The sequence below is a fragment of the Bacillus sp. KICET-3 genome, assembly GCF_033261025.1.
GTDB lineage: Bacteria > Bacillota > Bacilli > Bacillales > Bacillaceae > Bacillus > Bacillus sonorensis.
In genome coordinates this window covers 3,480,798-3,504,866 of sequence record NZ_CP137345.1, presented here as the reverse complement: position 1 = coordinate 3,504,866, position 24,069 = coordinate 3,480,798, and the positions used below count along the sequence as shown (strand labels likewise).

Genomic DNA, 24,069 nt, shown 5'->3' with positions numbered 1-24,069 from the left:
TATTTTTTTAAAAAACTGACTATATAAATTCATTTTTTGTAAACACGGGTATTGGCGTTTTGATGAATGGGGAAGAAATTGTTGCAGCCTTTTACCATTATAAATCAATTTCTTCCAAAAAAATGCCCGTTAGAGAATAGGCAATTACCGTTGAAAAGAAGACAGTCATATGAAACAGGGAATAAATAAACATTAATTTTGCCCATTTCTCCGATTCCATCTTTTTGTAACCAAAAATGCTTAAAATAATCCACAGAACATTTAAAAGAAGTGCTGATAACATAAGACCATGGCTTAATGGCCCGAGAAGAAAACTTGTTGCGGTTAAAACAATTAAATAAATATTGGTTTGTATATATGTCCTTTTAACGCCTTTGACAACGGGAAGCATTGGAACCTTAGCAGCTTTATATTCATCGTGTTTACGAATGGCGATTGAATAAAAATGCGGCATTTGCCAAATAACCGCAATCATAAATAAACCGAGAACAGCAGGATGTGTAATGTCTGGATGAATAGCCGACCAACCAATTAAAAGCGGCATTGCTCCAGAGATGCTTCCCACTTCTGTATTATAGATTGTTCTTCTCTTGCTCCACATCGTATATGGGACAATATAAAAAAATAAACCTAAAAACCCTAGAAATGCTGCAAGAGGAGTTGTTAATAAAAGACATGACATTCCGGTTGCTGCCATGGAGATCCCGAGCCATAATACTGTTTTAGGTTTTATTTCTCCTGTTACAGTAGGTCTTTTTTTGGTTCTCTCCATGATACAGTCGATATCCCGGTCATATAAGTTATTAAAAGCGCCTGCCGCTCCCATTACTAATATTGAGCCAATTAGAGCAAAGGTTATTTCCGAAAGTTTCTCAACAGGGCCGATTTTGTATGTATATAATGACAAAGTTAGTCCGGCAAACATCGGGATCAAATTTGACTTAATAATCCCTGATTTAATAGTTTGAGCCAAAATGGTTGATAAAGCCCTTTTCTGTGTAAGGTTTTTTTCTGTCTGCATTGCGCCCCCTCTTCCCCTTTTTGATCGTCATTCAATTGCAGTTTTTATACTGGTTGGAATTTAAATACTATATGGTATATTAATTCTGCGTGGTATGCTTGTCAAGTGAAAAAGGAGGAAGACAAATGGTCAGAAGAAGATTAACCCAAGAGGAGCGAAAAAAAGAAACACGGAAGCTGCTTTTAGAAGCAGCGGTAGAAATCTTTGCCCAAATGGGCTTTTACGGAGCCACTGTTGACAAAATTGCAGAACATGCTGGATTTAGCAAGGGTGCGTTCTATGCTCATTTTCATTCCAAAGAAGAGCTATTTCTTACCATTTTGGAACAACAAATGGAAGCGCATGTGGACAATATTCGCAACGTAATTAAGCAACATCAATCGCTTTCACATTTTATCGAAACAATAGATAAATATTTCCTTTCAGTCGCTCAGAAAAATCGAACATTGAGCATGCTTAATATGGAATTTCTTCTTTATGCGATGCGTGAAGAATCTGTGCGTCATAAATGGTCCGGCATGATAACTGAATCTGTAAAACAAATATCAAAAGCTATTAATGAATTGATGTTAAGTGAGAATTACGAATCTGATCTATCAACGGACGAAATAGCATGGACCATTCTTTCGTTAGAAAATGGCATGGCGATATTCTATTATATAAATCAAGATCTTATGCCTCTAAATTTATATGGGAAATCATTGCGGAATATGTTACTGCCCCATATTAAGGAAGAGAATTAAAAAAACGAAAAAAACCTTACATAAGATGCCGGAATTTGAGCGGTTTTTTAAAAGAGATAAGCTATTCAATCACTTTTCGGAGTATGCTTTTAATCCTTACAGCGCTGTGACGTTGAAAAGCAACAAGCAAAAGCTGAAGAGAAAAAGCAAAAAACTTCTTGCAAATCTTAATATTCATACGTAAAATAAAAGGAATTCAAAAATCAAATAGGTAGCTTATGAAGAGAGATGGAGGGACTGGCCCTGTGAAATCTCAGCAACCTGCATATATGCAAGGTGCTAAATCCAGCAGAATGTCAGACGCATTCTGAAAGATAAGTGAGGAACTCTTTCAGATGGGCTGAAAGAGTTTTTTTTATGTTAAGGGGGAGAACGGAATGAAGAAATGGACAAAGCTATGGTCTTCACTTGTATTGGCGGGAATGATCGGACTTCTGGCCGCATGCGGAAACAGCGCGGCAAATGGAGGCAAGACGATCAAAATCGGCGCCACCGCAGGGCCGTACTACGATATGGTCACAAAGGCGATCAAGCCTGAGCTCGAGAAAAAAGGCTATCAAGTGGAAGCGATTGAGTTTACGGACTATGTACAGCCGAACACGGCGTTAAGCGAAGGCGACCTTGACGCCAATCTGTTTCAGCATGAAGTTTTTATGAAAGCTTACAATAAAGAAAACAACAAAAATCTGGCGGCGCTGATTTCAGTGCCGACCGCGCCGATGGGACTCTATTCTTCCAAGTACAAACATCTGCAAGACATCAAGCCGGGTGCGGAAGTGGCGATTCCAAATGATCCGGCCAATGCGGCCAGAGCGTTTTTAACCTTAAAGGATCAAGGGCTGATTCAACTGAAAGACGGCATCGATACATTAAAGGCGTCTGAACGCGATATCACGGACAATCCGAAAAAGCTGACATTTAAACAGCTTGAATCCGCCAATTTGCCAAGGGCGGTGGAGGATCTTGACATCGCAGCCGTGCCGGGCAATTTCGCACTTTCCGCCAATATGAAATTGCAGGATGCCCTGGCGCTGGAAAACATGCCTGACCGCTATCGCAACCAAGTCGTTGTGGACGGAAAAAACAAGGATAAACAATTCGCCAAAGATTTAAAAGAAGCGGTCGAATCCAAGGCTTTCGAAGAAACGATCGACAAAGAATTTGCCGGGTTTGGAAAGCCGAAATGGATGACTGAATAACCGAATGCGAAATCCCCTTTTCTAAAAAGGGGATTTTTTATGCCAAAACCGAAAATCAATCAATTGAAAAAAACGGCCAAAACGAATAGAATCTAGAAGGAATGAAAATGAGAAAGAAGGAACAAACAATGCCGCGTACTCTATGGCTGCTGGTCATCGGGATGTTTATCAATGTAACGGGGGCTTCTTTTTTGTGGCCGCTGAACACCATCTATATTCATCAGCATTTGGGCAAATCCTTAACTGCAGCCGGGTTTGTGCTGATGCTGAACTCCGGCGCAAATGTCATCGGAAATTTGTGCGGCGGTTTTCTGTTCGATAAAATCGGCGGGTTTAAATCGGTTATTCTCGGAATTGTCATTACGTTTGCCAGTCTTTCGGGCCTAGTGTTTTTTCATGACTGGTTCGCTTATATTGTCCTGCTGGCAATCGCTGGCTTCGGATCAGGGGTTGTGTTTCCGGCGTGTTATGCAATGGCCGGATCGGTTTGGCCTGAGGGCGGAAGAAAGGCTTTTAATGCCGTATATGTAGCGCAAAATGCCGGAGTTGCGGTCGGCTCTGCGCTGGGAGGAATCGTCGCATCCTTTTCCTTTGCCTACGTCTTTTTCGCCAATGCGATGCTTTACGCCGTTTTTTTCGCAATCGCGTTTTTCGGTTTCAGACACATCCGCACAGAACCCGCAGTGCAGTCAACTGTTTTAGACCATGCTGCCGCAGGAAGCGGAAAATCAAGATTTTCAGCTCTTATGCTTGTATGTACGGGCTATCTTCTCGGATGGGTCGCTTATTCCCAATGGTCTTCAACAATCGCTTCACATACCCAGGAGCTTGGCATATCCCTCGGCAAGTACAGCCTGCTGTGGACTGTAAACGGCGCCCTCATCGTGTTGGGACAGCCTGTCATCGGCTTATTTGTGAAACGGTTCGCCAAATCTCTAAAAAAACAAATCGTTATCGGTTTTGTCATCTTTATATTCGCTTACGGCATTCTCTTCGCCGCCGAATCGTTCCAGGCGTTCCTTGGAGCGATGATTGTGCTGACGCTCGGGGAAATGCTTGTCTGGCCGGCTGTTCCGACCATTGCCAACCGCCTCGCTCCGCGGGGGAAAGAGGGATTTTACCAAGGATTTGTCAACAGTATGGCAACAGGCGGCAGGATGATCGGGCCTCTGTTTGGCGGAATGCTTGTTGATGCCTTCAGCATGCAGGTATTGTTGGCCGTGCTGATCGTTTTATTGCTGGTCAGCATTGGAACAGCGTTTTTATATGAACGAAAAGAAAAGCAGCTCTCCGTTCACCAGGACTGATATAGAAAAAATAGGTAAATGTAATTATGTGAAAATGAATCGAAGGAATCAAGATTATCATTGCGTTCTTCACATATAATGGAAGAAACAAGCTTTTTTTCTTCAGAGACAGAACACATTTTCTGTGGTAGTATCGAAAATCATCGCAAAGGGTCTAGGGGGGCTGCTTGATGGCCTGAAGTCGCTTGACTAAACTAAGGGCTTTAGGAAGGTGATGAAGATGCTGCATCAAGTGTTGGTTGCTTGTTTGATTGGAGGGATTATGGGGGTTCTCGGGCACATTAAAAAAAGAGGCCGCCTTGAGAAACCCAGAACAACGAAACGATTTATCTATCTTGGCTTTTTTGAAGATATCCTTGTCGGCATGGTCGCCTCTATTTTGCTTGTTTTATCTGCGGAACCTGACTCCGGAATTCAGCTCGTGATTTTATCCATTATCGCAGGCTATGGCGGTGAAGCTGTATTAAGAAGCTTTGACTTTGTCAGAGAACAGCAGGCAAATGTACAGAACTCCGGACGGCAAAATGATTCTCCACACGATTAAAGATCCTCACTCTTACCCTTTTTTTCAGCACATTCCCATTGTATACAAACCTGCTTGCACTTATGAACAGAATTCTATAAAATACAGATAAGATTACGGTTACGGCAAGAACAGTGAAGAGGAGCAGTAGGAAGCCCAATTTGTCTCAGAGAGTTGACGGCTGGTGTAAGTCAATCAAATGCGCTTCTGAACTCGCCTCAGAGTTGCAGCAGTGACGAGCTGCTGCCGCATATCTGCGTTAAAGATATCAAGTGAGTGTATGAATGTACACTAACAAGGGTGGTACCGCGGGAATCTCTCGTCCCTTTTCTGGGATGGGAGAGTTTTTTTGATTTTAGAATAATCTGAATATAAGGATGCCAGTCCCGTCCATACTTGAATGCAAGCAGCCGTACATATTAAAGGAGGTTTTTACAATTGAGTTTTGATCATCAAAAAATCGAAAAAAAGTGGCAGGACTATTGGCTTGAAAACAAAACATTTGCCACGCTTGAAGATAAATCCAAACCGAAATTTTATGCTTTGGATATGTTTCCGTATCCTTCCGGCGCGGGGCTGCATGTCGGCCATCCCGAAGGCTACACGGCGACAGACATTCTCTCACGCATGAAGCGCATGCAGGGGTATGACGTCCTCCATCCGATGGGCTGGGATGCATTCGGGCTTCCGGCAGAGCAATACGCGCTTGATACCGGGAATGATCCTGCCGTCTTTACAAAGCAGAATATCGAGAATTTCCGCCGCCAGATCAGGGCGCTCGGCTTTTCGTACGACTGGGACAGGGAAGTCAATACGACAGATCCTGACTACTACAAATGGACGCAGTGGATTTTCTTAAAGCTTTATGAAAAAGGCCTCGCTTATGTAGATGAAGTGCCTGTGAACTGGTGCCCGGCGCTCGGAACCGTTCTTGCCAATGAAGAAGTCATCGACGGAAAAAGCGAACGCGGCGGCCATCCTGTAGAAAGGCGTCCGATGAAGCAATGGATGCTGAAAATTACGGCATATGCCGACCGTTTGTTGGAAGATCTTGAAGAGCTCGACTGGCCGGAAAGCATTAAAGAAATGCAGCGCAATTGGATCGGCCGTTCCGAAGGTGCGCACGTTCATTTTGCAATCGACGGCAGCGAAGAAACATTCACTGTTTTCACGACGCGCCCTGATACGCTGTTTGGCGCGACATACGCCGTACTCGCCCCTGAGCATGAGCTGGTTCAAAAAATCACGACTCCTGAACAGCAGGATGCGGTCAATGCCTATATTGCAGAAGTGCAATCAAAGAGCGACTTGGAGCGCACTGATTTAGCGAAAACAAAGACTGGCGTATTCACCGGCGCTTATGCCATCAATCCGGCAAGCGGAGAAAAGATTCCAGTCTGGATCGCGGATTATGTCCTCGCTACATATGGAACAGGAGCGGTGATGGCGGTTCCCGCCCATGATGAGCGCGACCACGAATTCGCAAAGGTTTTCGGTCTCCCGATCAAAGAAGTCGTCAAAGGCGGACATGTTGAGAAAGAAGCGTATGCAGGCGACGGCGAGCATATGAATTCCGATTTTCTGAACGGCCTTGACAAAGCGGCTGCGATCGCAAAAATGATCGAGTGGCTTGAAGAGAACGGAAAAGGCGAGAAAAAAGTGACATACCGTCTCCGCGATTGGCTGTTCAGCCGCCAGCGCTATTGGGGCGAACCGATTCCGATCATCCATTGGGAAGACGGCACATCCACTCCGGTTCCTGAAGAGGAGCTGCCGCTTATTTTGCCGAAAACGTCTGAAATCAAACCGAGCGGCACTGGTGAGTCACCGCTTGCCAACATTAAAGAATGGGTGGAAGTCACCGATCCTGTAACAGGCAAAAAAGGAAGACGGGAAACGAATACAATGCCGCAGTGGGCCGGCAGCTGCTGGTACTTCCTGCGCTACATCGACCCGAAAAACCCGAATGAACTGGCTTCACCTGAAAAATTAAAAGAATGGCTCCCTGTCGATATGTATATCGGAGGCGCTGAACACGCCGTTCTTCACTTATTGTATGCGCGCTTCTGGCATAAATTCCTTTATGATATCGGAGTGGTGCCGACAAAAGAGCCATTTAAACAGCTTTATAACCAAGGAATGATTCTTGGCGAAAACAACGAAAAAATGAGTAAATCAAAAGGCAATGTCGTCAACCCGGATGAAATCGTCGAAACGCATGGCGCTGACACGCTTCGTTTGTATGAAATGTTCATGGGGCCGCTTGATGCTTCGATCGCCTGGTCTACGAAAGGGCTTGACGGAGCCCGCCGTTTCCTTGACCGCGTATGGCGCCTGTTTATCGATGACAATGGCGAGTTGAACAGCAAGATAACAGAAGGAGCAGGCGAAACGCTTGAGCGCGTCTACCATGAAACGGTCATGAAAGTGACAGATCATTTCGAGGGGCTGCGTTTCAATACGGGGATTTCCCAGCTGATGGTCTTCATCAACGAAGCCTATAAAGCAGAACAGCTTCCGAAAGAATATATGGAAGGCTTTGTGAAATTGCTTTCGCCTGTCGCTCCGCATCTGGCTGAAGAGCTTTGGAACCGTCTCGGCCATGAGGGCACAATCGCGTATGAAGCATGGCCTGTCTATGACGAAGAAAAGCTTGTCGATGATGAAGTTGAAATCGTCGTTCAGGTAAACGGGAAAGTGAAAGCCAAATTAAACGTTCCGGCTGACGCGGGCAAGGAGCAGCTTGAAGAGCTGGCTAAAAACAATGAAAAAGTAAAAGAACAAATTGAAGGAAAGACGATCAGAAAAGTAATCGCCGTTCCAGGCAAGCTTGTCAATATTGTTGCCAACTAAAAACAAACCCCTTCCTTGTTGAAGGGGTTTTTGCTGTTTTATTTCCATCATAAGCCCCGGATCTTTTCAAACATTGGTGAGATTTCGGGCCGCTTTAACAAGTGTTAAAATATGGTTGAAGGAGCTGATGAAAATGAACTTTGCCGATTTTTCCGCTGTTCAGGTCAGAATCGCCAGACCAACAGACCGGTTTGAAGAGGTTACAGCCTTTTATGAAAAAGGCCTGGGCTTAAAAAAGCTTGGTGAGTTCTCCGGACATGCTGGCTACAAAGGCGTGATGCTCGGCCTGCCGAATGCCCTGTATCATCTTGAATTCACGTCACACGAAGACGGGAGCCCGTGTCCCGCCCCGACGAAAGACAACCTTCTCGTTTTTTACATCCCAGATCTTCATCAAATCAAAACGATTGCAAACAGGCTGACTGATATGGGCTATCAAGAGGTGCCTCCGGAAAACCCGTATTGGGAAGAAAAAGGCGTAACGATCGAAGATCCCGACGGCTGGCGGATCGTGCTGATGAATACTGAAGGAATTTAAAAGGCAAGCCTGGCCTCTTTTACGGACGCCTCCCATTTTTCAGCCTGGCTGCGGACGATTTCTGTAAAAGCCGTCATCGCCGGAGACAGCCATTTGTTTTTATGATAAACCATCTGCGTGGAAAAGAGGGCGTCCTTAACCATGATGCCCTCAAGCTTTTGTTCATTGATTTCAGAGCGGGTCGTGATCATCGGGAGAAGCGAAACGCCAAGACCGCACATCACGCATTGTTTAATCGCTTCCACGCTCCAAAACTCCATCGTGTGGTCTGCGAGCACACCTTGTTTATGTAAATATTCTTCGAAAAAATCTCTGTAGCTGCAGCCATGTTCTGTGTATAAAAACGTTTCATTTGCACTGAATGTAAGGTGGTCAAAGTCGGTGTTCCCTGCCGGATGACCATTTGGAAAGATGAAAACGATCGGCTCATCAACCAGTTTTTCAATATGAAGATCCTCTTCTTTTCGTTCCTCATCCAACAGAAAGGCGATATCAATTTTGCCCTGCCGCAATTCATCCCTCAGCTGCCAGCATGTCGAAGATTTTAACGTCACTGTCACCTGAGGATACTTGCTCTTATATTCATGAAGAATCGAAGGCAATCTGTAGACGGTTAATGATTCGGAAGCACCGATCATCAGATTTCCGGAAGGTTCCTGATCATTTTCGGGAATGTGCCTAGCTTTGTCATACAGCTCTATCATCTCTGTTGCATAAGGAAGCAGGTGCTTTCCGGCTTCAGTCAGCATCATCTTTTTTCCTAAACGATAGAATAATGGTTTTCTTATTTCTTGTTCAATCGCCTGGATGTGTGAAGTCACCGTCGATTGCGCATATCCCAAATAATCGGCGGCCCTCGTAAAGCCCCCTATTTCCACAATGGTTTTGAATGTTTTCAGGTGCCGGATCTCCATCTCAATCATCTCCTTTTTTTCTCTATATCGAAAAATGCGAAGTTTCAGTTCGATAATATCTATTTTACTGATGAAACAAACAAGTTTACAATCATTTTAAATGGTTTCCTGAAAGGATTGTACTGTAATGAGAGAAAAAAAGCTTGGACCTTTATTGTTATCCGGTTTAATGACAGGGCCTATTTTAGGATCGGGCATCATCCTGCTGCCTCCCATGGTCCATGACATAGCAGGGGATTATGCGATTTTTGCGTGGCTGCTGATGATGGGGACCGGATTTTTGTTTGCCTGGATCTTCGCAAAATTAAGCATTGAATATCCGAATGATGCGGGTGTGGCCTATGCAGCTGAAAAAGCGTTCGGCCCTTACATCAGAAATCTTGCAGTCTTCTATTTTATTATGGCTGCAAGCTTCGGCCCGGCAGCGGTGTTAATGACGGCCGGTGAGTATATTCAGTCGCTTGCACCGGATGCTCCATTTTCAGCCGAAGCCTATGGACTGGCGCTTTTCATCATTTGCCTGATTGTGTTATGTTTTGACATTTCTTTTGTAGGGAAGGTTTCATTCGTTTGTTCAAGTGCAGCGGCCGTCGTTCTGCTCGGGGGCAGCCTGACATCCATTCCTTATTTCCGGGAGGGGCCGCTTGTGGATGGTTCATTTCAGATTGGAGATTTTGGCCGGGGCATGCTTTTGCTATTCTGGGCGCTGGTCGGCTGGGAAATGATCGGCAATTACAGCATGGAGGTGAAAGACAGAAAGAAAACCATTACCCGCGCCGTCATACTCAGCAGCCTGATGGTAACGGTGATTTACCTTGCCACAGCGGGCGCAGCCCAATGGATTGATCCGGGGCGCTTTGAAAGCGGCCGATTAAAGCTGGCGATGATGTTGACGCCGCTGTTCGGGCCGTTTGCATTACCTGTGATTGCCGCCCTGACCTCTGTATTGTGCCTCAGCACTTATTTGCTTGTTGTCGGGGGCGCATCCAGGCTGATATCGTCGCAAGCCAGGGGAATTCTTGCATGCAGAACTAAGGACAATAAACCATTAGCGGCTTTATGCCTGATTTTTATCATACATGCTATTGTGTTCGGGTGTTTATTTTATCAATTGATTAATGTTGAGACGCTCGTTGCCATCGCCAACGCCTTTTTCATCTGCAATTCGCTGTGCGGTCTTGCCGCTGCTTACAGGCTGTTGCCCGGCCTTGTTTATAGAGTGGTTTGTGTGTTATTAATTTGCTGTTTTGCGCTGCTTCTATTGTTTTCATCGCCATGGATATTATGTTTTATGGTGCTCATGACGGCATGTTTTATATGTCGAAACGGCCATGCTGTCAAACAGGGCCATGGACAGCTTTAATTTCATACAAAAAAAGGTAATCGCTCCTTTCAGATCGTATTCATGAGTGTAGCGTAAAAGAAAGGAGCATAAAATGCGTAAACAACTTTTCAAGCTGTTTGGCGATTTGCCGGAAAAAACAGACATTCAGGCGACAACTCTTAAAATTGAAGAGAAAGACTCATTCATTCTTGAAACACTTCTGCTCGAATTAAACGGGATTGAACCTGTGCCGGCTTATTTTGCGAAGCCGAAACAGACAAAAGGCAAAATCCCGGCCGTGCTTTATTGCCATTCCCATGGCGGGCGATATGAAAGAGGAAAAAAAGAGCTGATCGAAGGAGCGGAATATTTAGAAGCGCCCCCATTTGCCGCTGAGCTGGCCTCTCTCGGCTTTGCTTCCCTTGCCATTGATCATTGGGCTTTCGGCGACAGGCGGGGAAAAACGGAAAGCGAAATCTTTAAAGAGATGCTTTGGACCGGACGGGTGATGTGGGGGATGATGGTGTATGACAGCATTCGGGCCCTTGATTATCTTGAAACCCGGCAAGACGCGGATACAAGCCGCCTGGCCGCACTCGGGATGTCAATGGGAGGTTTAATGGCATGGTGGACCGCGGCATTGGACATGCGGATCAGCGTATGTGTCGATATATGCAGCCAGGTTGACAGCGAAACACTCATCAAAACGCAGAATTTGGACCGGCACAATCTGTATTCGTATGTACCGGGACTCGTCAAGCATTTTTCAACCGCCGAGATTCAAAGCCTGATTGCGCCAAGGCCCCATCTAAGTCTTGTCGGAACGGCGGATAAGCTGACCCCCGTTATGGGGATTGATATCATTGAGAAAAAGCTGGCTTGCGTGTATAAAGAAAAAAATGCAGGCGAACGCTATGAAATGTTTCGCTCTCATTCCGGGCATATTGAAACGGCAGTCATGAGACATAAAGCCATTGAATTTTTGCAGGCATGGCTATGAACAGGAGGTCGAAAAAAGCGGTGAAAAAGGTCATGATCATCGGGGGAAACGGAACGGTCGGGCGCATTTTAGTCCGGGGGCTTTCTGATGAAGGATACGATCTGTCGGTGATGGATGTAAAACAGCCGGATCAAGAGCTGCCTGTCAGGTTTGTGCAGGCGGACGCAACAAACTATGAGGAAACCGTCAAGGGCATTGATGAACATACCGATGTGCTGATTAACCTTCTTGCCGTAAAGCCGAGCGGCAACCTGCTTGACCAGCGTGAATTTGAAAAGATGACAGACATCTTTTTTAAAGCGACCTATACAATTTTGCGCGCCGCAGCAGAGCTCGGCGTGCCCAAGGTCATCTTTGCCAGCAGCAATCATGTCACAGATATTTATGAAAAAGACGGGGTTTCTTTACTGATGAGGCGGATTCATACGGATGACTATCCGCAATCAAAAAGCTTGTACGGCTTGCTGAAATTGGCCTCTGAAAACTTGGGATATTTATTTTCACATCATTCGGGTGCGCCGATTTCCGTCATCAATTTACGCATCGGCACGGCAGTCGAAAATGAAAGGGAAGCGCTTTTGACAAAGCCGAGAACGAAAAAGACGCTATTATCCGGCGAAGATCTCACCGGCATTTTTAAAGCGGCGATTGAAACTGACAACACATATGGGACATATTATGCCGTAAGCGACAATCCCGGCAGGCCTTGGTCGATTGCGTCAGCCATCAAGGAATTGGGCTACATGCCGAAAGTGAATTCAGCAGACCTTTTGAAAGACATTTGACATATCATCTTCTAAGATGATGGTCTTTTCCTTTGTTTCCCGGCCCCTGCTTACAAAATGATTATAGACGCTTCTCCTTTCCCTTTGCTACATTTTAGACACGATATCGTAATTTTTTGACAGCGCTTACAAAAAAGGAGGGGGGAAATGGCAATCAGACATTCCGCGGGAAGCCGCATGTTTGATGTGTTCAATTATGCTTTTTTAGCCGGATTCGGCCTGGTTTGCGTGCTGCCGTTTATCCATGTAATCGCCGCCTCTTTTGCAACGGTGGAAGAGGTCATTTCAAAGAAGTTTATTTTGTTTCCGACCACGTTTTCATTAGATGCTTACAGATACATTTTTTCAACCGACATCGTCTATAGAAGCTTGATCATCTCAGTTCTTGTGACAGCCGTGGGAACGGCCGTCAGCATGTTCCTTTCCTCACTGATGGCCTACGGATTGTCGAGGAGGGAACTGATGGGCAGACGGGTGCTGATGTTTTTGGTCGTCTTTACGATGCTCTTCAGCGGCGGGATGATCCCGACGTTTCTCGTTGTTAAATCTCTCGGATTGCTTGATTCCTATTGGTCTTTGATTCTTCCGACCGCCATCAACGCATTTAATCTGATCATTTTAAAAAATTTTTTTCAAAACATTCCGGCCAGTTTGGAGGAATCCGCGAAAATTGACGGGTGCAATGATTTAGGGATCTTTTTCCGCATTATTCTGCCTTTATCCCTGCCGGCGATTGCGACGATTTCGCTGTTTTACGCCGTCACCTATTGGAACACGTACATGCAGGCGATCCTGTATTTAAACGATGCGACGAAATGGCCGATACAGGTTCTGCTTCGGCAGATTGTCATTGTGTCAAGCGGCATGCAGGGAGATATGACGGAAATGGGAGCAGCCTCGGCTCCGCCGGAACAAACGATTAAAATGGCGGTCATTGTCGTTGCCACCATACCGGTGCTGCTCGTCTATCCGTTTATTCAAAAACATTTTGCAAAAGGTGCGTTGTTAGGGTCTATTAAAGGATAAAAAACGGAGGGGGACAAAGTATGGGGAAAAAATGGCTGATCCCGATGTTTGCGTTCGCGCTTTTGGCGGGCGGATTGCTGGGATGTTCGAACAATGGAGCGGAGCAGGCTTCTTCGAAAGAGGAGCAGGCTGATCCAGACTCGCCTTTGGACTTAAGCTGGATGGTGATTCTCTACCATCAGCAGCCGCCGAAGGATACGGCGATCAAAAAAATCGAAGAACTCACAAATACAAAGCTTGATTTAATGTGGGTGCCTGATGCGGTAAAAGAAGACCGTCTGAATTCGGCGCTTGCCGCCGGAAATCTGCCTAAAGTCGTCACCATCCAGGACATCAAAAATTCATCTGTCATGAATGCTTTCAGATCGGGGATGTTTTGGGAAGTGGGGCCCTATTTGAAGGATTATCCAAATCTGAGCAAAATGAATAAGCTGATCAACAAAAATGCTTCCATTGACGGCAAACTGTACGGCATTTACAGGGAGCGCCCGCTATCAAGGCAAGGGATCGTCATCCGCAAAGACTGGCTTGACAACCTCGGCTTGAAAACGCCGCAAACGCTTGATGAATTATATGAAACGGCAAAGGCATTTACAGAAAAAGATCCTGATCAAAACGGAAAACGGGATACGATCGGGTTTGCCGACAGAAACGATTTAATCTACGGAGCATTTAAAACATTGGGCTCGTACATGGGGATGCCGACGGATTGGAAAGAGGAAAACGGCACATTCACACCCGATTTCATGACAACAGAATATATGGACACGATGAAATATATGAAAAAACTATATGATGAAGGACTGATTAATAAAGATTTTCCTGTGACAAGCAAAACCCAGCAGCAGGAGATGTTTTCACAGGGGAAAGCAGGCATTTACGTCGGGAATATGGTTGATGCCGTCAATTTAAGAGACCAGTCGGTCGACGACAAGATGGAGCTTGATATCATCAACCGCATCAAAGGACCGGATGGAAAAGAACGCGTCTGGGCATCAGGCGGGCATAACGGAATTTTTGCCATTCCGAAAACGAGTGTAAAGACCGAAAAAGAGCTGAAACGGATTTTGGCCTTTTTTGACCGGATTGCGGAAGAGGATGTCTACAGCCTGATGACTTACGGAATCGAAGGGGTTCATTATAAAAAAGAAGGGAAGAACCATTTCAAACGGATTGATGACAATCTGAAAGATTGGCAGGCGGAAATTCAGCCGCTCGTCTCACTTGTCGGGATTGATAAAACCTATTTGAAAAATACCGGAGATACATTGCGGACCAAATATGAAGAGCTGACAGAGGATAACGAACACATCATCGTCTCCAACCCTGCTGAGAGCCTGTACTCTCCGGCAGCTTCTGAAAGGGGAGATGAGCTGCAAAAGATCATCGATGATGCGACATATCAATTTATTCTCGGAAAAATAAATGAAAGCCAGTTTGAACAAGCTGTTGAAAAATGGCGGACAAATGGCGGAAATCAAGTGATAGAAGAATATGAAGAAGCTTTTAAGAAGGCGGAGAAATAAAAACGACAATCCCGGGTGCTGCCGGGGTTGTCGTTTTTTATGCCGAATGATTTTTCAGTTCGCGGTATTTCCCGGGGGTGATCCCTTCGAGCTTTTTGAATGAACGAATAAAATTTTGCGGATTTTTGTATTTTAGTTTTTCAGAGATTTCTTTTACTGATAAAGTCGTTTCCGTCAGCCAGCTTTTGGCGATATGATGGCGGTAAGAGGTCAAATATTCACTGAATGATATCTTCATTTCTTTTCGAAAAATGCTGCTTAAATAATTGGGATTGTAATGCAGTCTTCCGGCAATCGATTCCAGGGTCAAATCGGTGTCAAATTCCTGCTGGATAATATGCACGATTTTTTCTGAGATGTTTTTATACTGCGATCCTTCCCTTATGCTGAGGGTTTCGATCATTTTACTGATGATTTGCGATTTCATCCAGCTTTCGATTTCATCCAAGGTCGTCAGTTCAAAAATATCGTCATACAGCATTTTACTGCCATTCGGTTCAAACAGCTCGATTCCGAGAAGGTGCATGAATTCGATTAAGTTATTGAGCAGTCTTGCGATTGCGATTTGGCAGTGATGAGGATTCGAGTTTTCAGAACAAACGGTTTCGAGCAAAAGATGAAGCCGTTCCCCGGCTTTTTCCCGGTCGCATGTTTTAATCGCTTCGAACAGTTCATTTTGGATTTGCTTCGGAAACTGTGTCAAAAATGCTTTGTTCCGGTCAAGCTGTTCGAAGAAAATGATCGCGTGTTTGCCGGACTTCAGCCGGTATGTCAAGGCTTCAAGCCCTTCCAGATAAGCGTGCTTGGACATGGCGAGATTTGTAAAGGGCTGGCTGATTCCGATGCTGACAAACAGTCCGAGCTCCTCTTTGATCTTCTGCTGAATCGATGAGGCGGTTGTCTCAAGATGCTGATGGAATCTCTCAAGGGACTTGCCCCTGTTTAGCATCACGGTTGTCTGCGTTTTATCAATGACAATGGGAGACAGGCGGCTTTCTCTTGGGACCGTCCGGTCGACCAGGCTGTTGACGGCAAACAGCAGGACATCAAGGTCCTTTTTTTCATATGGCGTGTTTCGCAAGGTGTCAATTTGCAATGTAAAAACGGAAAGGTGGCTCCAATTGTCCGCAAAGCCGAGCCCAGCAAAGCGCTCTTTCGTCTCTTCTTCGCTTAATTTGCCGAGCAAAAGCCTTGTTAAAAAATATTGCTTCAACTGGGTGACCTGCTGTTCAACCCGTTTTTCGAGGTCGTGGTTTTTGTTTTTCATTTCTTTAATATTCCGTTCAATCAGCTCAAATTCACTTTTGAGATGCCCTTTCGCCGGGTCTGATCCAGCCGCGAAGCCGGAGACGGACTCGTATAATACCTTGATCGGCTTGTAAAAATGGCGTGATCCAAACCAGGAAAACAACAATGAAAGCGCTAACAAAATGCCGCAAATCGTAAACGTAAACCAGCCGATTGACGTCGTCTGCCGGTAAAGATCGGGCATTGTCGTTAATGAAACGTATATCCAGTTGTTATAGTCCGACTTCTGGTATGTAATCTTATAATCGGTATCACCGATCGAGGCATCAAACTGACCGTTTTTCGCGGCAAGCCTCCGGATGTTTTTGAAGTATCCTTCATTCCGGATCGATTGGCCGATCAGCGATTGTCTTTGATGAAGGATGATGCGGCCGTTGTCATCAAGCGCCATCATGCTGTTTGTTTTCGATTTCAGGGGCATGCGTTTGACAAGCGAGCAAGATGGAATGCTCGCGATAGCAAGGCCTTTATGTCTCATGCTGTTTAAGGGAAGCTGTTTGACGAGATTGACGTTGTACCGGCAGTTTTCCGCCGTTCCTTCTTTTGTGGCGACAAGGGCGTTGTTTTGTTCAAGCACCCAGCTCGATCGGCTTTTTAGCGAGTTGTAGAGCGAGACCATCAGAGCCTGTTTGCCTTCATCCAAAGGGTACAGGCCGGAATTGTTGATATACCACTTTTTTTCCTGGCTGATGACTGTAATATCGGATAGATCGGTGTCAAATGTTTGCAGTTCATTTAATTCTCGATTGATTTGGTTGTAGAGCTGGAAGCGTTCGGGTGTGATGCTGCGGCTGAGCGTCTGGATTAAGGGATAGGAACGAACATAATTGGTGAAGGAGTGATCAACCGTTTTTAAAATATGTTCAATATTCAGCTGCATCTGTCCAACGGTTTGGAGTTTTTCATTTGTGACGTTTTGTTCAATGGTTTCAGCCGATCTTTGGTAGGAAAAAAAGCCGACGATGATGACAGGGATCGTGCTGAGAATAAAAAAGAATGTCACCAGCTTATAGTAAAACCTGTATTGTTTCCTTTTCATAAATTCCCCCCCAGCCGAGTCTGAAAATGAGATGCTTATATATAATTAATCCGACTTTTGTGTGAATTTGTCAATAATCATTTTCTAATATACGGTTCATTTCATCAGGTGTTAAAGGCCGGCGTACTGCGGGCGGGCTATATGATGATATGATTGTAGACGGATTTTTCCATATTGATATACAGTAAAAGCAAACATCATGAAGGGAGGCCGTTTATGAAAGCTGTCGAGGTTCAGACGGGGCGGGATCCGGGCGTGATTGCCGGAAAAGAACGAAGGACGCGTTTTTTCGCGAAATTGCTTCAGCAAAAATATTTGTATTTGATGATTCTGCCGGGGCTTGTTTATTTTCTCCTTTTTAAGTATGTGCCGATGTGGGGGATCATCATTGCGTTTCAGGACTACCAGCCTTTTCTCGGGATCACGGGAAGCGAATGGGTCGGGTTCAAGCACTTTGAAAGGCTGTTTACCGAGCCGACTTTCTTTATGCTGCTCAAAAATACGCTGATCTTGTTTTTCTTGAATCTGGTCGTATTTTTTCCAATTCCGATTATTTTGGCCATTTTATTAAACGAAGTCAGAATCGCGCTGTTTAAAAAGTTTGTCCAGACGATGATCTATATTCCGCATTTTATGTCATGGGTGATCGTCGTGTCGCTTTCATTTGTTCTTTTAACGGTAGACGGCGGTTTGATCAATGAAATCATCGCATATTTCGGCGGGGAAAAAATCAATTTTCTGCTGAATGAAAACTGGTTCAGGCCGCTCTACATCCTTCAGGTGATCTGGAGGGAAGCCGGCTGGTCAACGATCATTTACCTGGCGGCCATCACCGCGGTTGACCCGCAGCTTTATGAGGCGGCGAAAATGGACGGGGCCAACCGTCTGCGGAGAATGTGGCATGTGACGCTGCCCGCGATCAGAAGCGTCATTGTCGTTCTGCTCATCCTTAAAATCGGTGATACGCTTGAACTCGGATTTGAGCATGTGTACCTGCTTCTAAATGCAACAAACCGCGAAGTCGCTGAAATTTTCGATACGTACGTGTATACGGCAGGTTTAAAGCAGGGGCAGTTCAGCTACAGCACGGCCGTCGGTTTGTTCAAAGCCGCTGTCGGCCTCATTTTGGTCATATTTGCAAACAGGATGGCAAAGAAATTTGGAGAAGAAGGTATATATTAACTTTTTTGATGAAAGGATTTGAATGTCATGAATCAATCTCTCATCACAAAATCGCCTCTTCATGTTGCCGAAGAAGCAGCCAACACGGTAATGAAAGCGTATACAAAGGATAAGCTGCCTCCGTCCGGCCGCTGGCACTATCACCAGGGAGTGTTTTTATCCGGACTGATTCATCTCTGGAAAGAAACAGGGAAAGAGTCGTATTTTGCTTATGTGAAGGACTATGTCGATTATCTCATTGATGAACACGGAAATTTTTATTTCAGCAGGGATGAGCTGGACGCCATCCAAGCGGGGCTTCTTCTGTATCCTTTGTATGAAGAGACTGGAGATGAACGCTACAGGAAAGCGGCGGGAAAGCTGAGGGGTCTTTTCAAAACGCTGAACCGGACATCTGAAGGCGGCTTTTGGCATAAAGATAAATATCCTTATCAAATGTGGCTCGACGGGCTGTATATGGGAGGACCCTTCGCGCTCAAATATGCGAGGGCTTTCAATGACCCTGAACTGTACGATTTGGTCGTCCTTGAAGAAACCTTAATGCGAAAACATACAAAAGACCAGCATACAGGCTTGTATTACCATGCCTGGGACGAACAGCGGAAAATGCCTTGGGCCGATCCTGAATCAGGCTGCTCTCCAGAGTTTTGGGGAAGGTCGATCGGCTGGTATGCGCTGGCGCTGAGCGACATGATCGAGCTGCTTCCGGAGGGACACGGCATGAGAGAGGAATGGATCAAAACGCTCCGGGATATGGTAAAAAGCCTCACCGATTTTCAGGATGAGGAAACCGGATTATGGTATCAGGTCGTTGATAAAGGGGACCGGCCGGATAACTGGCTGGAAAGCTCTTGCTCATGCTTGTATCTATACGCGCTGGCGAAAGGCGTCCGCATGGGCTACATCGATCCATCGTATACAGAAAAAGCCTTGAAAGCATACAGCGGGCTCTTGAAGGAGAAGATCGAGGTGAAGCCGGGAGAAGGTTTGTTTTTGAAAGATATTTGCGTCGGGACATCCGCCGGCGAGTACGCGTATTACGTCGGCCGTGAAAGAAGCGTCAATGATCTGCACGGAGTCGGCGCTCTTATTATGGCGCTTTGTGAGCTTGGAAAAACCGGAGGCTGTAAAGATGGGGGAGACAGGTGAAAAAGACGGTTTTTCTCACCGCTGTGATGATGCTCCTTACCTCATGCGGCAAAGCTGATTCTGCGCGTACAGACGTTTTTATTTTTTCAGATGCATCTGCAGAAATCAGCGGGAACATTGAAAAGGCAGCCGGGAAACAGCATCTCAGCGCCAAGTTTTTCCCGGCATCTCCCGAAAAACTGCTTGTTGAAATCGCGGCGAAGGAAGGAGATTTATATATCGTTCCAGAAGAAATGTTTAAGCCGTTTTTTGATCCGGAAGGGCTGCGGCCGCTGGGCTCTCATCCCGGGGACGGAGAGCCGTATACGGCGGCCGGGTCGGATGGAGAAAAACGGGTGTATGCGGCTGTTCTTAACAAAGGAGAAAAACGGCTGAACGGCTATACGTTTCAGCTGAATACAGACATGGCCGCGTTTATCCCGATTTATGCGAAGAAAACCGATGAAGCGATGGATCTGATAGAGGCGCTTCGAGGTCAATGAACAGAGGTGTGCAATGCCGATGAAAAAGTATGTCGTATGCGGGTTGAGCGGGCGCGCGCTCAACATGTTCATCGAGCCGCTGACAGGGGAACACCGCCGCGGACACCGGATCGCGGCGCTCCTTGATGACGATCCGCTCAGGGAAGCCGTCTGCAAAAAGCGATTCCCCGAGCTTCGTTCGGTTCCGTTTTTCAAAGCGGATGCGTTTCATGAGATGATCGAAAAGGTCAATCCCGACACCGTTATTGTGGCAGGCCGCGATGACACGCATGTCCGCTACATTTTGGGCGCTTTGGAATTGAATAAAGATGTGGTGACTGAAAAGCCGATGGTGACTACGGTGAGAGACGCTAAAGCCGTTCTGGCAGCCGAAGCGGAGAGCCGGGGCTCTGTGACGGTGACCTTTAATTACCGCTACAATCCGTACCATCGCAAAATTAAAGAGATGATATTGGAAGGGAAGCTTGGCAGAATCACCTCAGTTGATCTCAACTGGTACATCGATACGTACCACGGGGCAAGCTATTTTAAACGCTGGAACAGAATGAGAAAGTATTCCGGAGGGCTTTCCGTCCATAAGTCGACACACCACTTCGATCTTGTCAATTGGTGGCTTGACCAAATGCCGCAAGAGGTCTTTGCTTACGGCGGATTATACTATTACGGGCCGGACGGCGAAATGAATCCTGAAAAAGGGGAAAAACGCTATTGCGGCACGTGCCATGTCAAACAGAAATGCCGCTACTTTGTGAGATGGCAAGCGGGCGATCCGGAGGATGATCACATTCAGGCGAACGAACATCAGCATCTGCTCTACACCAATTACAGGCCTGATGCTTGTATTTTTGATGAGGAAATTGATATTGAAGACACCTATGCGGCCGTTTTGAAATACGACGGCGGCGCATTGCTGAACTATTCCGTCCACTTTTCCGCACCTTATGAAGGATACCGGCTTGCGATAAACGGCACGAAGGGGAGACTGGAAACGAAAGAATACCATGCCCCCGGAAGAATTCCTTTTGAGATACCCGAGCAGACGATCGAGTATTTTCCTCTGTTTGAGTCGAAGGAGACGATCCGCGTCGTCCGCCAGCCTGGCGGACACGGCGGAGGGGACCCGCTGCTGTTGCGGGAGCTGTTTTCAGGGAAAGACCCTTTAAGGGAGTATGATATTCTGGCCGGTGCCGAAGCCGGCGCCTATTCGATCGCGGCAGGCGAAGGAATGTGGCGTTCGATCAAGGAAAAAAGGCCGATCGGGATCGAAGAGCTGCTTCATTCCCGGCAATACTCGTAAGGAGGACGGAAATCGTGGAACAAGATGTCTCCATGGAAAGGGTGCTCAGCTTTTGTGAATGGGTGATGAGATTTGCTTATACCAATTTGCTATGGTTCCTGTTTACGATTCTCGGCCTCGGTGTGTTCGGTTTTATGCCGGCGACAACCGCTTTATTTGCCGTGATGAGAAAGTGGATTATGGGCCGTTCGGACATTCCGGTTTTCAAAACGTTTTGGATGGCGTACCGGGAAGAGTTTTTCCGCTCAAATGCGCTTGGATGTATCATGGCTGCGGCCGGCATCATCCTATATATTGATCTGGCCTTTATTTATCCGGAGAATGTTTTTCTGTATATCCTCCGCTTTGTCATCATGGTGTTCGGCTTTTTGTTCCTCATTATGTTTTTTTATATGTTTCCGCTGCTCGCCCATTTTGATTGGAAAAAGCGGATGTATCTTAAGTTTTCGCTGATTCTCGGGGTGTCGTATTTGCAGTATACGCTGACAATGATAGCGCTTGTGATTCTGCTTTTGGCCGCTTTTGCCTATCTGCCGGGAATCATTCCTTTTTTCAGCGTCAGCCTTGTAAGCTATTTGATAATGTGGCTTGCGTACCAGGTTTTCAAGAGAGCGGGAGCAGCAGAGCCGAAAAACGGCCACATCCCGCGGACATATAATGCACGCTGGTCCCGCCTCTGGTGTGTTTTTTATCATGAAAGGAGATGATGCTGTTTGGGCAAAGAAAACGATGGGCAGTATCTTCATTGGATTGATCAAGCCGTGAAAGACAGCTTGGGAAAGGAGGGAATACGGTCTTTGCCGGGGTTCGGAAAACCGCTTAAAAAAGATGCGCTTCAAGGAGACGCCCTTTCCAGCACCCTGAAAAACGCCCGCTATCTTCCCCGCTGGCTCGAGCTGCAAAAAGAAATCAAAGAAGAGATCGAGAAAGCGATTGCATCCAAGCACCCCGAAGAGCGGATCGACATGATCAACCGAAAAATCAAAACATACAACCTCTCCTGTCCAAGCCAATTCCAGAAAGGTCTTGTAACAGAACAAAACCTCGAAAGCCAGCTGAACGTTTGGAGCTGATTTCAATCACTTATAACGTAAATTGAATATTTATAAAGTAATTGCCAATATTAATCATTTTCTGTAAAATAAAAGAAACATATCTACTGTTTTTGAAAATGAGAAAGGATGAAAAAAGAAGTGGAGACGAAAACGGCATACGAAAAGGCGGCCGGGCTCATGAATCAATGGTATACCATGATCAAACGCCATGAAGCGCTGCAAGCAGCTTCGTTAAAACAAGAAATTAAGGAGCTGCTTGCAAACATGGAAAAAAACGGAGATCTGCAGCTTTATTTTCATCTTCTGGATTACCGCCACAAACTGATGACAGAGCAGTTCGCTGAATCCGCGGAAGTTTTCAGGGAGATACAAAAGCAAAAAGAAGCGGTCAGGAATGTCGATGACATCATCCAGTACTACTTTTTCTTTTTTTCGGGCATGTACGAATTCTATGAAAAAAATTATTTTGAAGCGATCAACTGCTACAAAAAAGCCGAACATAAATTATACAAAATAACCGATGAAGTAGAAAAAGGGGAGTTTCACTATAAAATCGCGATCGCATACTATCAGGTAGACGATCATTTTCGTTCAATGAACCATGCCGAGAAAGCCCTCGCCGTTTTCAATCGACATGATGAATACATAGATAAAGCGATAGGATGCGACATGATTCTCGGCTCCATCCAGTTTGACCTGTTCCGCATCAAAGAAGCAGAAGAGCATTACAGCCGGGCGTTGGATCGGGCCGCTTCTTTTCATAATCTGAGGGTAGTCGGGCTTATCTATCATAATATGGGGGTGAACTATGCCAACCGAAACATGCCGCTTTTGGCCGAGGAACATTTTAGAAAAGCCCTCTCCATCAAGATACATGAGCAGTCCATTTTTGGGATCAATACCATCTTCGAACTGGCTCACATCCTGTATAAGCACGGTTATGCCGAAGAAGAGCGACAGCTTTGCAAGGAAGGCTTCTCCCGGGCGGCTGAACAGGGAGAGGAAGAATATACGGCGAAATTCAGGCTGATCTTTGCCTTATATGACGGGGGGCATCCGCTTGATATCGATTTTTCCCTGGAGTATTTGACGAATAAAAAGCTCTGGGCGCATGTTGCCGAATTGGCGAAAGACATTGCCGACTACTACATGGGGCAGGGCGATGAGAAAAAAAGCGCTCATTATCTTGAAAAATCACGATATGCCGAGAATCAAATATGCAAGGTAAAGGAGGAATTAATATGAAAAAAGCCGCTCGTTTTTCAGCAGTCATGTTCGCCTGCCTGATTGCTGGGAGCTCCTTTGCATGGGCTTCCGAGCAGAATGAGCCGCTGCAAACAGCGGGAAAATCCGTATTCCCAGATAACGGGCTGACGCAACCGAAGTCTTAAATACCCATCGCTCCCCGACTTTTGCTATAATATTCTCACCTTAAACAATAAAGGGAGCTGGAAGTATGACAGTAAAAGAGATCACACCGGATGAGTTAAAAGAAAAGCTTTCAAAAGGCGAAACACTTAACATCGTTGACGTCAGAGAGGACGATGAAGTGGCCGAAGGCATGATACCGGAAGCCGTTCATATTAAGATGGGCGATATCCCGGATCAGCTCGGCTACTTTCAAGAAGACGAGCCTTATATTTTTGTCTGCCGGTCCGGGAAGCGCAGTGAAAATGTTTGTCTCTATTTGCAGGATAAAGGATTTGATGTGACAAATATGGTGGGCGGCATGCTCAAATGGACCGGCGATACGAAACCGAAAACAAAATAAGCTGCAAAAACTTCTTATCTTAAAAGG

23 protein-coding genes, 1 riboswitch and 1 other annotated feature are annotated in these 24,069 nt (G+C 45.8%); of the genes, 20 read left to right on the top strand and 3 right to left on the bottom strand.

Annotated elements, in window-relative coordinates; translation table 11 throughout:
• Positions 1-97: 97 nt before the first annotated feature.
• Complete coding sequence (cyoE, locus tag R5H20_RS17825; RefSeq protein WP_006636105.1) at positions 98-1,021, bottom strand: heme o synthase; 924 nt, start codon at positions 1,019-1,021, stop codon at positions 98-100.
• Between the two features lie 125 nt (positions 1,022-1,146).
• On the opposite strand from cyoE, the gene R5H20_RS17820 reads away from it, so the two are divergent.
• The 6 genes from R5H20_RS17820 to R5H20_RS17795 all read left to right on the top strand — a co-directional run bounded on the left by R5H20_RS17820 (position 1,147) and on the right by R5H20_RS17795 (position 8,184).
• Positions 1,147-1,764, top strand: a complete 618-nt coding sequence (locus R5H20_RS17820) for a TetR/AcrR family transcriptional regulator (protein ID WP_006636106.1) — start codon at positions 1,147-1,149, stop codon at positions 1,762-1,764.
• 213 nt (positions 1,765-1,977) lie between these two features.
• A riboswitch (SAM riboswitch) is annotated at positions 1,978-2,085 on the top strand.
• A 56-nt stretch (positions 2,086-2,141) separates the two neighbouring features.
• A complete protein-coding gene (locus R5H20_RS17815) occupies positions 2,142-2,963 on the top strand; it encodes a MetQ/NlpA family ABC transporter substrate-binding protein (RefSeq protein WP_006636107.1) in 822 nt (273 codons plus the stop codon).
• Positions 2,964-3,091: 128 nt separating this feature from the next.
• Positions 3,092-4,270 carry an MDR family MFS transporter gene (locus R5H20_RS17810; RefSeq protein ID WP_040347789.1) on the top strand — a complete coding sequence of 393 codons (1,179 nt, stop codon included), beginning with the start codon at positions 3,092-3,094 and terminating at the stop codon, positions 4,268-4,270.
• Between the two features lie 214 nt (positions 4,271-4,484).
• Positions 4,485-4,814 (top strand): DUF4257 domain-containing protein, encoded by a 330-nt coding sequence (locus tag R5H20_RS17805; RefSeq protein WP_141231093.1) that lies wholly within the window; start codon positions 4,485-4,487, stop codon positions 4,812-4,814.
• 104 nt (positions 4,815-4,918) lie between these two features.
• Positions 4,919-5,123, top strand: a binding site (T-box leader).
• Positions 5,124-5,231: 108 nt separating this feature from the next.
• On the top strand, positions 5,232-7,646 hold the full coding sequence (gene leuS / locus R5H20_RS17800) for a leucine--tRNA ligase (protein WP_006636110.1): 2,415 nt from the start codon (positions 5,232-5,234) through the stop codon (positions 7,644-7,646).
• A gap of 133 nt (positions 7,647-7,779) precedes the next feature.
• Entirely contained in the window at positions 7,780-8,184 is a 405-nt protein-coding gene (locus R5H20_RS17795) for a VOC family protein (RefSeq protein ID WP_006636111.1), read from the top strand.
• Here the strand turns inward: R5H20_RS17795 and R5H20_RS17790 are convergent.
• Positions 8,181-9,098 (bottom strand): LysR family transcriptional regulator, encoded by a 918-nt coding sequence (locus R5H20_RS17790; RefSeq protein ID WP_006636112.1) that lies wholly within the window; start codon positions 9,096-9,098, stop codon positions 8,181-8,183. The genes R5H20_RS17795 and R5H20_RS17790 overlap by 4 nt on opposite strands.
• 127 nt (positions 9,099-9,225) lie before the next feature.
• Between R5H20_RS17790 and R5H20_RS17785 the strand changes: the two genes are divergently transcribed.
• The 5 genes from R5H20_RS17785 to R5H20_RS17765 all read left to right on the top strand — a co-directional run bounded on the left by R5H20_RS17785 (position 9,226) and on the right by R5H20_RS17765 (position 14,759).
• Entirely contained in the window at positions 9,226-10,461 is a 1,236-nt protein-coding gene (locus tag R5H20_RS17785) for an APC family permease (RefSeq protein ID WP_006636113.1), read from the top strand.
• A 73-nt stretch (positions 10,462-10,534) separates the two neighbouring features.
• Positions 10,535-11,422: a dienelactone hydrolase family protein gene (locus R5H20_RS17780; RefSeq protein WP_006636114.1), complete on the top strand. Its 888-nt coding sequence runs from the start codon at positions 10,535-10,537 to the stop codon at positions 11,420-11,422.
• A 20-nt stretch (positions 11,423-11,442) separates the two neighbouring features.
• Positions 11,443-12,207, top strand: a complete 765-nt coding sequence (locus tag R5H20_RS17775; protein WP_006636115.1) for an NAD-dependent epimerase/dehydratase family protein — start codon at positions 11,443-11,445, stop codon at positions 12,205-12,207.
• A gap of 147 nt (positions 12,208-12,354) precedes the next feature.
• Positions 12,355-13,233, top strand: coding sequence for a carbohydrate ABC transporter permease (locus R5H20_RS17770; protein ID WP_006636116.1), 879 nt, complete (start codon positions 12,355-12,357; stop codon positions 13,231-13,233).
• A gap of 20 nt (positions 13,234-13,253) precedes the next feature.
• A complete protein-coding gene (locus R5H20_RS17765) occupies positions 13,254-14,759 on the top strand; it encodes an extracellular solute-binding protein (protein WP_006636117.1) in 1,506 nt (501 codons plus the stop codon).
• Between the two features lie 37 nt (positions 14,760-14,796).
• Here the strand turns inward: R5H20_RS17765 and R5H20_RS17760 are convergent, their stop codons facing one another.
• Positions 14,797-17,106: a helix-turn-helix domain-containing protein gene (locus tag R5H20_RS17760; RefSeq protein WP_006636118.1), complete on the bottom strand. Its 2,310-nt coding sequence runs from the start codon at positions 17,104-17,106 to the stop codon at positions 14,797-14,799.
• Between the two features lie 216 nt (positions 17,107-17,322).
• Here R5H20_RS17760 and R5H20_RS17755 point away from each other — a divergent pair, with 216 nt between their 5' ends.
• The 9 genes from R5H20_RS17755 (at position 17,323) to R5H20_RS17715 (ending at position 24,042) form a co-directional block, all read left to right on the top strand.
• Positions 17,323-18,288: an ABC transporter permease gene (locus R5H20_RS17755; RefSeq protein WP_006636119.1), complete on the top strand. Its 966-nt coding sequence runs from the start codon at positions 17,323-17,325 to the stop codon at positions 18,286-18,288.
• 27 nt (positions 18,289-18,315) lie between these two features.
• On the top strand, positions 18,316-19,437 hold the full coding sequence (locus R5H20_RS17750) for a glycoside hydrolase family 88/105 protein (protein ID WP_006636120.1): 1,122 nt from the start codon (positions 18,316-18,318) through the stop codon (positions 19,435-19,437).
• A gap of 26 nt (positions 19,438-19,463) precedes the next feature.
• Positions 19,464-19,919: a hypothetical protein gene (locus tag R5H20_RS17745; protein WP_051056650.1), complete on the top strand. Its 456-nt coding sequence runs from the start codon at positions 19,464-19,466 to the stop codon at positions 19,917-19,919.
• 19 nt (positions 19,920-19,938) lie between these two features.
• Positions 19,939-21,216 carry a Gfo/Idh/MocA family protein gene (locus R5H20_RS17740; protein ID WP_006636122.1) on the top strand — a complete coding sequence of 426 codons (1,278 nt, stop codon included), beginning with the start codon at positions 19,939-19,941 and terminating at the stop codon, positions 21,214-21,216.
• Positions 21,217-21,230: 14 nt separating this feature from the next.
• Positions 21,231-21,923 (top strand): YesL family protein, encoded by a 693-nt coding sequence (locus tag R5H20_RS17735; protein WP_006636123.1) that lies wholly within the window; start codon positions 21,231-21,233, stop codon positions 21,921-21,923.
• Between the two features lie 6 nt (positions 21,924-21,929).
• Positions 21,930-22,289, top strand: a complete 360-nt coding sequence (locus tag R5H20_RS17730; RefSeq protein ID WP_006636124.1) for a DnaJ family domain-containing protein — start codon at positions 21,930-21,932, stop codon at positions 22,287-22,289.
• 120 nt (positions 22,290-22,409) lie between these two features.
• Entirely contained in the window at positions 22,410-23,516 is a 1,107-nt protein-coding gene (locus R5H20_RS17725) for a Rap family tetratricopeptide repeat protein (protein WP_224254431.1), read from the top strand.
• On the top strand, positions 23,513-23,662 hold the full coding sequence (locus R5H20_RS17720) for a hypothetical protein (RefSeq protein ID WP_167373789.1): 150 nt from the start codon (positions 23,513-23,515) through the stop codon (positions 23,660-23,662). Before R5H20_RS17725 ends, R5H20_RS17720 begins: the two co-directional genes overlap by 4 nt.
• Before the next feature lie 65 nt (positions 23,663-23,727).
• The gene (locus R5H20_RS17715; protein ID WP_006636126.1) at positions 23,728-24,042 is read left to right on the top strand and encodes a rhodanese-like domain-containing protein; all 315 of its coding nucleotides are present in this window, start codon (positions 23,728-23,730) and stop codon (positions 24,040-24,042) included.
• Positions 24,043-24,069 lie beyond the last annotated feature (27 nt).

Bases quoted from the DNA above. Each gene is read 5' to 3' on its own strand.
- cyoE (WP_006636105.1), bottom strand. From the start codon at position 1,021: ATGCAGACAGAAAAAAACCTTACACAGAAAAGGGCTTTATCAACCATT.
- R5H20_RS17820 (WP_006636106.1), top strand. From the start codon at position 1,147: ATGGTCAGAAGAAGATTAACCCAAGAGGAGCGAAAAAAAGAAACACGG.
- R5H20_RS17815 (WP_006636107.1), top strand. From the start codon at position 2,142: ATGAAGAAATGGACAAAGCTATGGTCTTCACTTGTATTGGCGGGAATG.
- R5H20_RS17810 (WP_040347789.1), top strand. From the start codon at position 3,092: ATGCCGCGTACTCTATGGCTGCTGGTCATCGGGATGTTTATCAATGTA.
- R5H20_RS17805 (WP_141231093.1), top strand. From the start codon at position 4,485: ATGAAGATGCTGCATCAAGTGTTGGTTGCTTGTTTGATTGGAGGGATT.
- R5H20_RS17795 (WP_006636111.1), top strand. From the start codon at position 7,780: ATGAACTTTGCCGATTTTTCCGCTGTTCAGGTCAGAATCGCCAGACCA.
- R5H20_RS17790 (WP_006636112.1), bottom strand. From the start codon at position 9,098: ATGGAGATCCGGCACCTGAAAACATTCAAAACCATTGTGGAAATAGGG.
- R5H20_RS17785 (WP_006636113.1), top strand. From the start codon at position 9,226: ATGAGAGAAAAAAAGCTTGGACCTTTATTGTTATCCGGTTTAATGACA.
- R5H20_RS17780 (WP_006636114.1), top strand. From the start codon at position 10,535: ATGCGTAAACAACTTTTCAAGCTGTTTGGCGATTTGCCGGAAAAAACA.
- R5H20_RS17770 (WP_006636116.1), top strand. From the start codon at position 12,355: ATGGCAATCAGACATTCCGCGGGAAGCCGCATGTTTGATGTGTTCAAT.
- R5H20_RS17765 (WP_006636117.1), top strand. From the start codon at position 13,254: ATGGGGAAAAAATGGCTGATCCCGATGTTTGCGTTCGCGCTTTTGGCG.
- R5H20_RS17760 (WP_006636118.1), bottom strand. From the start codon at position 17,106: ATGAAAAGGAAACAATACAGGTTTTACTATAAGCTGGTGACATTCTTT.
- R5H20_RS17755 (WP_006636119.1), top strand. From the start codon at position 17,323: ATGAAAGCTGTCGAGGTTCAGACGGGGCGGGATCCGGGCGTGATTGCC.
- R5H20_RS17750 (WP_006636120.1), top strand. From the start codon at position 18,316: ATGAATCAATCTCTCATCACAAAATCGCCTCTTCATGTTGCCGAAGAA.
- R5H20_RS17745 (WP_051056650.1), top strand. From the start codon at position 19,464: ATGATGCTCCTTACCTCATGCGGCAAAGCTGATTCTGCGCGTACAGAC.
- R5H20_RS17740 (WP_006636122.1), top strand. From the start codon at position 19,939: ATGAAAAAGTATGTCGTATGCGGGTTGAGCGGGCGCGCGCTCAACATG.
- R5H20_RS17720 (WP_167373789.1), top strand. From the start codon at position 23,513: ATGAAAAAAGCCGCTCGTTTTTCAGCAGTCATGTTCGCCTGCCTGATT.
- R5H20_RS17715 (WP_006636126.1), top strand. From the start codon at position 23,728: ATGACAGTAAAAGAGATCACACCGGATGAGTTAAAAGAAAAGCTTTCA.